A 12,099-nucleotide genomic window follows, 5' to 3' on the forward strand; every position below is an offset into this window, starting at 1 on the left:
GATTCCTGGCTGTCAGCCGGTAAACTTCCGGCGCCACGAATCCGTTCTACCGGGGCCACCGCCCCGGACATTCAAACGTCCCAGGAGATTGGCATGGCTGGACACTTCCCGTTTGCTGGCAAGCGCGGCACGCGCTACGGCCTCGCCCCGCGCGGCACGATCGCCGCCTTTTTCGAGAACCACGGGTTCAACGACGAGCTCCAGGAGAAGTACTACAAGTGGTGGTACGACTTCGCCAAGGACTTTGTCGAGAAGGACAGCGACCTGTCCTACACCATGATCCGCAAGTTCGACAGCTACCCGATGGGCACCCATGCCCACCATGCGTTCCACTTGAACGACAAGTACTGGCCGAGCTGCCTGGACGAGCTGGGTTCGTTCATCCGTGACGTCATCTTCCCGAAGATGGACGAAAAGGCGATGCACGACATCGAAGAGAAGCACGCCAAGCTGATCAAGGACCTGGAGAAGGAAGCCGAGTCCAACCCGCGCGACGCCGCGCCGGATGTCGGCCTCTTCCGCCACGTCTGAGCAACGTCACTACGCGAGTTGCCGGCCCCGCGAAGCGGGGCCGGTTTGTTTGGAGCCCCCGCATCCATGAATGCCGCGAAGCGTGAAGCCATCTTCGAGCGCCTGAAGGCGGCGAACCCCGAGCCGACCACCGAGCTCGACTACGCCACCCCGTTTGAACTGCTGATCGCGGTCATCCTGTCCGCCCAGGCCACGGATGTCGGCGTCAACAAGGCCACGCGCCGCCTCTACCCGGTCGCCAACACGCCCGAGGCGATCCTCGAGCTGGGCCTCGACGGCCTCAAGGAACACATCAAGACCATCGGCCTGTACAACGCCAAGGCCGAGAATGTAATGAAGACCTGCCGCATGCTGGTCGAGCGCCACGGCGGCGAGGTCCCCCGTGACCGCGAGTCGCTGGAGGCCCTGCCCGGCGTCGGGCGCAAGACCGCGAACGTCATCCTCAACACGGCCTTCGGCGTCCCCACCATCGCGGTGGACACCCACATCTTCCGGGTCGCCAACCGCATCGGCCTGGCCCCCGGAAAGACCGTGCTGGAGGTGGAGAAGCGCCTGATGCGCCTGACCCCGAAGGCCTACTTGCAGGACGCCCACCACTGGCTGATCCTGCACGGGCGCTACGTCTGCAAGGCGCGCAAGCCGGAGTGCTGGCGCTGCCCGATCGCGGACCTGTGCGAATACAAGGCAAAGACACCGCCCCCTGTCGGCGCCTGAACAAACCTACCCTCTTCAAGGAACCTCCCATGTACGGCAACCGCGACCAGATCCGCACCCAGTTCGTCGACGCCTGGCAGAAGGCCCAGGCCGGCGAGGCCCTGTCCGATCTGGAACAGCAACTGGTGGACGTGATCTCGGACCACCCCGAGTACCACGACTATCTGAAGGACCGCGAGACCGCGCTGACCGGCGAATTCCCGCCGGAGCTCGGCACCTCCAACCCGTTCCTGCACATGGCGATGCACCTGAGCCTGCGCGACCAGGCGCGCACCGACCGCCCAGCCGGGACCCGCCAGTTGCACCAGGGGCTGTGCGCCCGCTTTGGCGTCATGGATGCCGAGCACCGGATGATGGAGTGCCTGGGCCAGGTCCTGTGGGAAGCCCAGCGCAGCAACGCCGCGCCGGACGAGAATGCCTACCTCGAGTGCATCAAGCGCCTGGCGAGCCGCTGACCGCGGAACCCGACCCGCCCACCGATACCGGCCGTCGGTCCAGACCCCAACGGTCCAGCAATACCAGCATGGCGGGCGTAAACAGCAGGGTCAGCGGAGTCGCAAACAACAGCCCTCCGGCGATGGCCGTCGCCAGCTGGACCCAGAACCCGGTGACCGGCGCGCCCACGTAGAAGTCCCGGCCGGCAAAGTCCACCGTCCACGCCAGCACCATCGGCAACAGGCCGAGGATGGTCGTGATCGCCGTCAACAGCACCGGCCGCATCCGCTGCGCGGCCGCACGCAGGACGGCCTCCATCGCATCCAGCCCAAGCCTGCGCTGCTCGTTGTAGGTATCGATCAGCACGATGTTGTTGTTCACCACGATCCCCGCCAGCGCCAGCACGCCGATCCCGCTCATCACGATACCGAAGGGCTCCCCGCGCATAAGCAACGCCAGCAGCACCCCGGCGGTGGAAAACACGATGGCCGAGAGCACCAGAAAGGCCTGGGAGAAGCGATTGAACTGGGTCACCATCATCGCGAGCATCAGGAACAGCGACAGCCCGAACGCCCCCAGCAGGAAGTTCGTGGCCTCGGCCTGCTCCTCGGCCTGACCGCGAAAGCGCAGCTGCACCTCGGCGTCCAGCTCCAGGTCGGCCATCCGGCCTTCGAGCGCACGCTGGCGCTCGTCTACCAGATAGCCGGGGCCCGCATCCGCCTCCAGGGTGTACGCACGCTGGCCATCGCGGCGCTTGATCAGGCCGGTCGCCGGCACCGGCACCAGCTCGGCGAAATGGGCCAGCGGCACCAGCCCGGTGGCCCCCGGCAGGTTCAGGCCCGCCAGCTGCTGAAGATGGCGCTGCGCGGCCGGCAAGCGCAAGCGGATATCAACCTCCTCGTCGCTGTAGTCCGGACGGTAGGTTCCCAGCAAGATCCCGCTGGTGACCAATTGCACGCCCTCGCCCAGCAACGGGACATCAACCCCGAAGCGAGCCGCCTGTTCACGGTCAAAGCGCACCTCCAGCTCCACCCCGGGCAGGGGCAGGTCGTCGGTCACGTCCACAAACCCGCCGAGGGCGTCCATTTCGGCGCGCAGCTGCCGGATCACGGGTGCAATCCGCTCGGGGTCGGCGCTGGCGGCCTCGAGCACGATCGGACGACCCTCGCTCGGTCCACGTTCCTGGGCGCGGAACTGCAGGCGAATCCCCGGCAGGTCCGCGGTCCGCCGGCGCAGGTCTTCGATGATCGACTCCGCCGGTGGCCGCTGCCGCCAGCCAATCAGTTCCAGCTGGATCACCCCGATCACGTCCTCGGCATAGTCGCCCTGCAGACGACCCAGCTGGGTCCCGATGGTGCGCGCGTAGACGTGGCGGATCTCGGGTACGCCGTGCAGAGTGCCCTCCACCTGGCGGACCAGGGCATCCGCCTCCCATACCGAGAGATCGCCGCGTGCCTGCACCTGGACCTGCACGAAATCGGGCTCGACCTGCGGGAAGAACTCCACACCCCGGCCCTGCGTGGCATACAGCGCGTAGGCCACCACGACCACCGCGACCGTCCCCGCCAGCGTCCAGCCGGGATGCCGCACCAGGGATTGCAGCAGGTGGATATAGGCGCGCGTAATCCCCTGCAGTTCGTCGTAGCGTCCCTCCTCCGCCGCGCGCACGTAGCGCGTCTGCGCGGCGTTGATCGGCCGGCTCTGCCCGATCACGGCACCCAGCGCCGGGATAAAGACCAGTGCCATCGCCAGCGAGGCGATCAGGGTCACGATCACGGTGGCCGGCAGGTAGACGATGAACTCGCCGACCATGCCGGGCCACAGCAGCATGGGCGCGAACACCGCCAGCGTGGTCCCAATGGCCGTTGTGATGGGCCAGGCCATGCGCTGGGCGGCCGCGCGGAATGCATCCGCCCGGGCCATGCCCTCGGCCACATAGCGATCCGCCAGCTCCACGACCACCACGGCACCGTCCACCAGCATGCCCACGACCAGGATCAGGCCGAACAGCACCACCACGTTCAGTGTGAAACCCATCAGGTAGATCACCAGGATGCCGCCGAGGAAGGCCCCGGGAATCGCCATTCCCACCAGCAGCGCCGCCCGCGCCCCCATCATCGCCAGGATCACCAGCGCCACGATCAGCATCGCGGTGATCACGCTGTTCTCCAGGTCCCCCAGCAGGTCTCCCACATCCCGCGCCATGTCCTGCAGATAGGTCACCTCCACCGCTTCCGGCCAGTCGGCGCGGGCAGCCTCGATGGTCGCACGGGCGGCCGCGACCACCTCGAGGACATTGGCCTCCGACGCCTTGCGGATTTCCAGGGAAACCGAAGGCTGACCATCGATGCGGGTGAAGCCCTCGGGGTCGCGGTAGGTCTGACGCACCTCCGCGACATCGCGCACCCGCACCACCGCATCGCCCTCCACACGGATCGCGGTGTCCAGCACGTCGTCGACATCATCAATGGTGCCCGGCACGCGCAGCGGAATACGTCCGGCCCCGGTGTCCAGCGCGCCGGCCGCCACCAGCCGGTTGTTGCGCTCGATCGCGCGGGTCAGTTCGCTGAAGGACAGTTCATAGGTCTCCAGCACCAGCGGATCGACCAGGACCTCCATCTGCTCCTCGCGATCCCCGCCGACATCCGCCTCCAGCACCCCGGGGATCGCCTCGACCCGGTCGCGCAGCTCGCGCGCCAGGCGCACCAGCGCCCGCTCGTCCAGCGGCCCGGAGAGATTCAGCGTCAGCACCGGAAACAGCGACAGATCGACCTCGGAGACGCTCGGCTCCTCCGCCCCCGCCGGCAGCTCGGGGCGCACCTGGTCGACCTCCTCGCGCAGGTCCGACAACGCCTGGCGATTGTCCCAGCCCGGCTCGAAGTCCAGACGCACCAGGGCAAAGCCCTCGCCCGCCCAGGACTGCATCTCGTTCACCCCGGGCAGTGCCTGCAGCTCGCGCTCCAGCGGCCGCAGCATCAAGCGCTCGGCGTCTTCCGGGCTGACCCCGGGATACGGCACCGAGACAAAGAAGATCGGGACATCGATCTCCGGTGCCGCCTCCTTGGGCACGATGTGGTAGGCGGTCGCCCCCAGCACCAGGATCAACAAAAGAAAAAGCAGTACCGTCCGGGCATGTACCACCGCCCAGGCGATCAGGGACCTCACGGCGCCGCCCCGTCCACCGATTCCGGCACCGCCGCCCCGGGGTCCACCTGCGCCGCTTGCGGGCGCACCCGCTCGCCATCCGTCACGAAACCGTGGCCGATGGTGATCACCCGTGCCTGTTCGGGCAGGCCGGTCACCCAGACGCCATCGGCCGCGGCCCGGATCACCTCCACGGCGTGGAACACCACCCGATCCGCCGCGTCGACCGTCTTCACGCCCACACGCCCGGCGTCATCCAGCCCCATCCAGGCCGGGGACAGCTTGTGCGCCTGCACCACGGCGGTCGGGATCTCGACGCCGGCACTGATACCCGACGGCAGGGCCTCGTCCGGGTTCGGCACGGCGATCTCGACGCGAAAGGTCTGCGTGCCCGGTTCGGCCACGCGCGAAACGAACCGCACCTCGCCCTCGGCACGCCGTCGATCAAGGAAACGGATCCGCGCCGGCTGGCCCGGCTCGACCCGCCCGATCTGGTGCTGGGGGACATGCACCACCGCCAGGAGCGGGTCGTTGTCGACCACCTCCGCCACCGGGTCGCCGCGACTGACGAAGTCGCCGCGATCCGCCAGGCGCTGATTCACGATGCCCGCGACGGGTGCGACGATCCGCGTGTTGCGGATATCCAGCTCGATCGCCTCGAGCTCGGCCCGTGCGGCCTCGCGCTCTGCCTCGCGGGCCTCCAGCTGGGTACGCGAGACATGCCCCTGGTCGTGCAGGCGCTGGGCCGCCTCGTATTCGCTCTCCGCCCCGCGCAACCGGGCAATCGCCTGGCGCCGCCGCGCCTCGCGATCATCCATGCGCAGGTTCGCGAGTTCATCCCCCACATCCACCCGCGCCCCACGGGCCACAGCCCATTCGGCGACCTGGCCGGCGGTCTCCGCGCGAACCATCACGCGCAGGTCCGGTTCCACCCGCCCCTGCAGCACCAGCAAACGCTCTACCGGCTGGGCCGTGAGCGCCGTTACCGCCACCGCCATGGGCTGGGGATCGCTTGCCCGCGGCGCCTCCTCCGTCTCGCGCCCGAGCATCCCGGAGACGATCCAGACCACCACGAGGATCAGAATGCCCAGGGCGATGAACAACCGGGACTGGGCGCGCAGGCCCTGCCAGACAGACCCGCTCACGCTACGCTTCCAGCCGCGCCCGGACGAACTGCACCAAGAACCCGGCCCCGGGTCTCACTGTGCACCACCGAACAGCCGCTGCCACCAGCGCCGGCGACTGCCGGTGGGGGGCACCGCGACCTCGAGATCCACCGGCGGCACCCGCGACACGACCCAGCCCGGCAGGACCCGGAGCCCGGAGGAGCCGCAGCTGGAGCCGAGGTTGTTGGGATCGAAGATCTTCACGAACTCCGGATGCTCGCGGTCATCGACGTACACGATCCCGCAGTAATCCTCGTCGTGATCACGCCGCAAGAGGGCGTCGATCTCGTCGACGAAACGCCGGAAGGTCTCCTCCGGCACCGGCTGATCCGGGACGTCGTCGCCCACCGCATAGACATACCATCCGGCGTCCGCGCGCTCGCGCAGACGCTCCCACAGTTGGTCCAGCTGCTCCCAGTAGAGGATGCCGGTGGACCCGGCCTCGAATCGTTGCAGGAAGTCGAGTTCGGGACATTGTTGCGCGGTGGACATCAAGGGCATCCGGGGGTCGCCAGCGTAAGCGAACATCGTAGGCCCCCACCCCGGATGCGACAAGCCAGTGGAAACCGATCCGACCCACGCTTGCGTGGAACCCCGAACCCGCGCCAGGCTCTTAGTCCAAAGAGCCGCCAGCGAAGACGAATCCGCCATGCGAACGATCAGCCACTCCACCTCCCTGCGCGCCGAGCCGGATCGGGTCTTCGAGCTCCTGAGCCACGTCCCCAATTTCGTGGACCTGTGCGACCACGTGGAACATATCGAGCGGCTGGGCGATGACTGCTACCGCTGGACCATTCGCGCCGCCGGCATGCGCATGGGCTTCGACGTCGAAGTCTGCAGCGCCATCGCCCCCGAACACTTCGCCTGGCGCTCCATCCGCGGGATTCACAATCGCGGCAGTTACCGGCTGACCCCTGATGGCGAGGGCCATACGCGGGTGGACTTCGAACTGGAGTACAAGCTGAATCCGATCCTGGATGCCGCCGTGCGACGCGTGGCCCAGTCGCTGGTGGAGCGCGTATCGGGGCAGCTGATGGACCGCGCCCAGCAGCGCCTGGATGCCCAGGCGCCAAGCGCCTGACGGCCCTGCAGGCGAGCCGTCAGGCGGTTTCCACCGCCCCGGAATCGCCGGCAGCCTCGTTCAATAGATCGCGCAGGGTGCGTCCATCCAGACGCTCCCGCCGCGCCACATCGACGTCCTTCAGGGTCCGCTCCACCGCCGCACTGCCACGCAAGCGGCGGATCGCGCGGTCGTCGGTGTCCGCGCGCAGGGCCTCCAGGATCTCGTCCACACGGATGGCGTCGAGATCCCGCGCCGGGACCAGCTGCTGCCCGTCCTCGCCCGCCTTCAGCAACAGCCCGGCCTCCTCCAGCCGGCGCGCGGAGCCTCCCAGGGCATTGCCCGGGACGGCCAGCGCCGCGGCGACCTCGTCCAGCGTCGGTGCCGGATGCCCGTCATGGAAGCGCTGTCCGACCTGCTGCATCAGGTGCAGGCCCATGCGCTCGCGCCCCGCGCCGGACAAGCGCAGGCGGATACCGCGCACGTTCATGTATTCCGGGTGCTGCACGAAGAAGGCGACGTTCGCCCCGATCAGCAGGATCAGCCAGGCGAGATAGAGCCAGATCAGCAGCATGATCATGATCGCGAAGCTGGAGTAGATCGCCGCATAGCGGGTCGAACCCGCCACCATGTTGGCGAACACCCAGCCAACGCTCTGCCACAGCAACCCGGCCACCACGGCCCCGAGCAGCGCCGGGATCACCTTCACCCGGGTGTTCGGCACAAACACATAGATGAAGGCAAAGGCGGCGATGATCAGGAGATAGGGCACCAGCCGCGAGATCTCGGTGATCAGCATGCCGACGGGCCCGATCCCGGCGACCGTCTGCATCGCCGCCGACGACATCACGGTAGCGGTCACCCCCAGTGCGGAGACCACCAGAACCGGACCGATCAGAATCACCGACAGGTAGTTGGAGAAGCGCTGGGCCAGGCTGCGGTTGTTCTCCACCCGCCAGATGGCGTTGAAGGCCAGCTCGATCTTCTGCACCAGTGCGATGACCGTGTAGACCAGGAACAGCAGACCCACGAAGCCGAGCACGCCCACGCGCATATTGTCGACAAACTCGAGCACATTGTGGGCAATCTCCACCCCCTGCTCGCCCAGGGGCTCGAGCACGCCCAGCAAGAATGGCTCTACCGCGTTGTGGGCACCAAAGGCCTTGAGCACCGAGAATGACAGCGCCAGCAGCGGCACCATCGACAACAGGGTGGTGAACACCAGGCTCATCGCGCGCAGCGTCAGCTGCCCCTCGGAGACCTCGCGCACCAGCGCGAAGACACCGCGTACCATCCCGAGCGGAACGGCCTTCCAGCGCGGCAACGCCGAAAGATCCGTGTCATTGACCAGCTCGGTCAACTGGCGGCGCCGGGAATCCAGGCGCTCGGCCCAGGCTATGCCGGCCACGCATTACTCCCGTGGATGGGGGGTTCCCGCACGCGCCGTTACTTCTGCTGCCACTGTCCGTTGCCGTCCTGGTACCAGTAACCCGAGGGGGCCTCTTCCACCCAGACGCGGGCGAAGGTCTCGCGGATCTGGCGTTCCCAGTCCGGACGGTCATTGGCGCGGGCGATCTCGCGGTAGAGCGAATCCCGATCCGAGTTCTCCTCGCTGACCAGTCGCTGCACGGTGCTGCGATCGCGCAGCGGAACCTCGGAGAGATCGCGGATCACCACATCCGCATTGTTACCGAAACCGATCGCACCGCTGCGGAAATGCGGTGCCAGCTGCGGCCCCCGCTCGCGCAGCGAGGCCCGGATGCGGTTAATGGCCGGGGTCTCGATCTGCAGGTCCGGGCTCTGCGCGGCGGCCGGGCTCACCAGTCGTTCCAGCACCCACACGAGCACCGGCGCGGCGCTCGTCGTGCCCGTGTGGCGCGGCTCCGACGGCGGCAGCTGCACACCGGACTCGGACTCCGGTGCCGGCTCGGCCTCGGGCACCTGCAGCGCATCCCGCACGATGGCGCGCGCCGCCTCCTCCGCCGCTGCGGTGGGGAAGTAGATATTGATGGTCACGCAGCCCGCGAGCAGCGCGAACATCAGAGCCAGTCCCGGAACACTCCACAAAGCCTTCATGCCTGTCATCCCTTGTTCGGGCGGGTAAACCCCGCATGTGCCCAATCTACACCATCATCCTGAACCGTAACCAAACACCGCGACTGACTCATTGCACGACCGGCCCCTCGCCGCCCTGAATCTGCGCCAGGCGGTCGATCAGTTCCGGCCAGTCCACCCGGCGGTTGTAGCCGATCACCTCGATCTGCGGCAGGCCACCGCCCTGTACCAGCACGAACCCGCCGTCCGGGCGATCTGCCACCCCGGAGGCCGTGCACACGTCCCCGCGCAGTTCGCAGCGAAAGCCCAGGCGGCGATAGCTGAAGTTCTCGAAAACGCGCAGGAAGATCGACGAAGCCGCCGCCTGCAGGCCGCCACCCAGCTCGGTGATGTTCTCCACCGCCCGCTGGCTGATGCGCCGCCGTCCCGGATCGTCCATTGGCGTCATCAACTCCAGGTCCATGTGCACCGGCGACCAGTCCACCATCACCAGGTCGTTCACGTGCCCCGACAGCCGTCCCTGGATCCGGCCGATATCGAAGGCCCGCGTGACCAGTTCCAGGTCCAGACGCTGGATCTGCGTCGACAACCCGAGCTCCGGTGCGTACCCGAACAGATCGTGAATATAAACATCGCGCAGCACCACCTCGCCATCGAACACCTGGACCAGAAGCCGCCCATCCACGTTCAGATCACCGTCCTCCAGGCGCACCCGCGGGATCATCCCGGCCACCTGACCGGAGAAGCGAGGCCAGCCTAACACCCCGGTCAGCAACTCCAGACTGATCGCCCGAATCCCCCCCTGGAACTGCACGTCCGGCCCCGTCTCGGTCTGCTGCACGCTGAAGGCCCTGACCCGCAGGCCCCCATCGAGGATCGGGATCTCGGTCGCCTCCAGCAACTCCAGCCCCTGTGGCCGCGCACGCACCCGGGCGGAAAACCCGTCGAACGGCAGGCCGTACAGATGGGCGGCATCAAAGCCGATCCGGCCGGGGCCACCCGGCACGGTGGCGGACCAGTCCAGCTCGCCCTGCGCACCGCTCACACCAAAACGCCCACGCCGGTCCTGGGCCTCGACCCCGGACCATTCGAGCCGGGCGTAGTGCGGCTCGGAGGCTTGCACCTCGACCTCGCCGGTCATACGCCCTGCGGCATCCAGTTCGCCCAGGGCTGTCCCCACCAGCCACGGCGACAGCACGGTCTCGTAGATCACGCCAAGTGCCCCGACCTCACCCCGGAACTGGCCATCCAGACCACGTTCGGGCGCGAAGGCGAGGCCCTGTCCCTGCAGCGAGGCCGCCTCGCCATAATCCAGTGACAGCGACTCCGCTCGCACCGCTCGGCTCTCGCCGTCCACCACCACCCCGCGGGCGTCCAGGGTCAGCGGACCTTCGGCATCCAGATCGACAAACCAGGGATCGACGAACACCACACCCGCTGTCAGTGCCAGATCAACATCCCAGCCGTCGGCATCGCCCGCGAGGCGCAGCCGGCCGTCCAGTTCTTCCCCAGCCTGCAGGCCCAGATCGTCGCTGAATGCGAGATCATGCACCGTCAGCGTGACCTCGGAACGCCCGCGTTCACGCCAGTGCAGCGCGAGATCCGCCGTGCCCTGCCCCAGATGCACGGGCAAATCCATTGGCAGGCGCGCCGACCCGGCCAGGGCCGCCAGGTTGATCCCCGCGAGATCGGCCCGCACATCCCAGCCGCGGGCGGGATCCAGCCGCACGTGGAAATCACCCTGCGCCCCGAACCAACCGGGCCAGGCACCCGCCAGCGCAAGCGCGCCCGTCTCGCGCCCCCAATACAGGCCTACCGGGGCACCCCGCAGGTGCAGATCCCCGGCATCACCCCAGAGTCGCGCCGTATCGCAGCGGACCGCGGCACGACTTACCTGCAGATCACTGCATTCCACGCGCAGGTCTTGCAGGGTTCCGATGGGCTCGGGGAGTTCGACGCGATCCGCGCGGATCGCCAGGGACAGGCCTTCGCGCGTCCATTGCACACGGGTGCGCAGGCCATGCGCGTCAAGATCGTCGCGCAACAGGGATTCGATCCGCAGATCCAGCTGGATGCCGCCATCGAACTCCGCCTCCGCATCCGCGGCCACGGCCACACCCGCCAGCAGAAAGAGCACCAGCCCGGCCGCCGCGCCATACAAGCCCGGTGCACGGCGCAGCGCGAGCATCAGGCCGGGTCGCCCCGCTCCGGCAGACGGTCGCGTAGCGGCCGTGCCAGGCGGGCCAGCCATTCGCGCATCGCGAAGCGCGACGTCTCCAAGGCCTCGAGGGTCGGCAGGAAGTCCTCGACCCGCCGTGGATCGCTCGTGGGGCCGCGAAAGCCGGTCGGTGCCGGGTCGGCCGCCAGGCCGGCACGTTCGAAGCAGGCCAGGGCACGCGGCATGTGCAGGGCCTGGGTCACCACCAGCACCCGTTGCACGTCGCTTTGCTGCAGGCGCTGGCGGGTGTGCGTGGCGTTCTCGCAGGTGTTGCGCGAGGTGCTCTCCAGCCAGCGCACCGGCACCCCCAGATCGGTTTGCAGGGTGGCCGCCATCAGCTCGGCCTCGGAGCGCCGCCCGGGCAACGCGCCCGGACGCCCGCCCGAGACCAGCAGCGGCAGCCCGGTATCGCGGTGCAGCCGGGCGGCATGGCGCAAACGCTCGTGGGTCTGGGGGTTCAGGGCGTCGCGGCCGCCGTCCTCGCCGCGTCCGGGCCAGCGTCCGCCGCCCAGCACCACGATGGCATCGGCCCGCCCCACCGCCACCACGGCATCGCGCAGCTCGCGCTCGATGGCGTGCGCCAGTGGCTGGGCAACAACATTCAGGCTTGGCAGCACCAGCGCCAGCAGACCGATCGCCAATAACGGCCGCCCCCCGCGCCAGTCGGCGCGCCAGAAGGCGACCCCGACCAGGGTCAGCGCGATCCCAAGCCCCGGGGGCAGCAACAGGTATTCGGCAACCGTCTGCAGGGACGCGAGCACGGCGCTCTCCGCCTG

11 protein-coding genes are annotated in these 12,099 nt (G+C 68.2%); 4 read left to right on the forward strand and 7 right to left on the reverse strand.

The features are described from left to right. Positions 1-93: 93 nt before the first annotated feature. From G335_RS0107510 to G335_RS0107520, 3 genes are all read left to right on the forward strand, one after another. Entirely contained in the window at positions 94-531 is a 438-nt protein-coding gene (locus tag G335_RS0107510; RefSeq protein ID WP_018146042.1) for a hypothetical protein, read from the forward strand. Positions 532-597: 66 nt separating this feature from the next. After that, positions 598-1,245: an endonuclease III gene (gene nth, locus G335_RS0107515; RefSeq protein WP_018176360.1), complete on the forward strand. Its 648-nt coding sequence runs from the start codon at positions 598-600 to the stop codon at positions 1,243-1,245. Between the two features lie 29 nt (positions 1,246-1,274). Beyond that, a complete protein-coding gene (locus G335_RS0107520) occupies positions 1,275-1,700 on the forward strand; it encodes a DUF1841 family protein (RefSeq protein ID WP_018169449.1) in 426 nt (141 codons plus the stop codon). Here G335_RS0107520 and G335_RS0107525 read toward each other — a convergent pair. From G335_RS0107525 to G335_RS0107535, 3 genes are read right to left on the reverse strand one after another with little or no spacing between them, the layout of a single operon-like run. Then, positions 1,678-4,845: an efflux RND transporter permease subunit gene (locus G335_RS0107525; RefSeq protein WP_018176361.1), complete on the reverse strand. Its 3,168-nt coding sequence runs from the start codon at positions 4,843-4,845 to the stop codon at positions 1,678-1,680. The two genes, G335_RS0107520 and G335_RS0107525, sit on opposite strands and share 23 nt — an antisense overlap. After that, entirely contained in the window at positions 4,842-5,969 is a 1,128-nt protein-coding gene (locus G335_RS0107530) for an efflux RND transporter periplasmic adaptor subunit (protein ID WP_018176362.1), read from the reverse strand. The genes G335_RS0107525 and G335_RS0107530 overlap by 4 nt, the downstream gene beginning before the upstream one ends. A gap of 54 nt (positions 5,970-6,023) precedes the next feature. Continuing rightward, positions 6,024-6,482: a hypothetical protein gene (locus tag G335_RS0107535; protein ID WP_018176363.1), complete on the reverse strand. Its 459-nt coding sequence runs from the start codon at positions 6,480-6,482 to the stop codon at positions 6,024-6,026. Positions 6,483-6,639: 157 nt separating this feature from the next. On the opposite strand from G335_RS0107535, the gene G335_RS0107540 reads away from it, so the two are divergent. After that, positions 6,640-7,071 carry an SRPBCC family protein gene (locus tag G335_RS0107540; RefSeq protein WP_018176364.1) on the forward strand — a complete coding sequence of 144 codons (432 nt, stop codon included), beginning with the start codon at positions 6,640-6,642 and terminating at the stop codon, positions 7,069-7,071. A 19-nt stretch (positions 7,072-7,090) separates the two neighbouring features. Here the strand turns inward: G335_RS0107540 and G335_RS0107545 are convergent, their stop codons facing one another. The 4 genes from G335_RS0107545 to G335_RS0107560 form a co-directional block, all read right to left on the reverse strand. Then, positions 7,091-8,458, reverse strand: coding sequence for a YihY/virulence factor BrkB family protein (locus G335_RS0107545; protein WP_018176365.1), 1,368 nt, complete (start codon positions 8,456-8,458; stop codon positions 7,091-7,093). 38 nt (positions 8,459-8,496) lie between these two features. After that, complete coding sequence (locus G335_RS0107550; RefSeq protein ID WP_038096101.1) at positions 8,497-9,126, reverse strand: YdbL family protein; 630 nt, start codon at positions 9,124-9,126, stop codon at positions 8,497-8,499. Between the two features lie 88 nt (positions 9,127-9,214). Further along, entirely contained in the window at positions 9,215-11,293 is a 2,079-nt protein-coding gene (locus G335_RS0107555; protein WP_018176367.1) for a hypothetical protein, read from the reverse strand. Beyond that, positions 11,293-12,084 carry a YdcF family protein gene (locus G335_RS0107560; RefSeq protein WP_018176368.1) on the reverse strand — a complete coding sequence of 264 codons (792 nt, stop codon included), beginning with the start codon at positions 12,082-12,084 and terminating at the stop codon, positions 11,293-11,295. The genes G335_RS0107555 and G335_RS0107560 overlap by 1 nt, the downstream gene beginning before the upstream one ends. Positions 12,085-12,099 lie beyond the last annotated feature (15 nt).

The sequence above is a fragment of the Thioalkalivibrio sp. AKL8 genome (assembly GCF_000380525.1).
Classification (GTDB): Bacteria; Pseudomonadota; Gammaproteobacteria; order Ectothiorhodospirales; family Ectothiorhodospiraceae; genus Thioalkalivibrio; species Thioalkalivibrio versutus.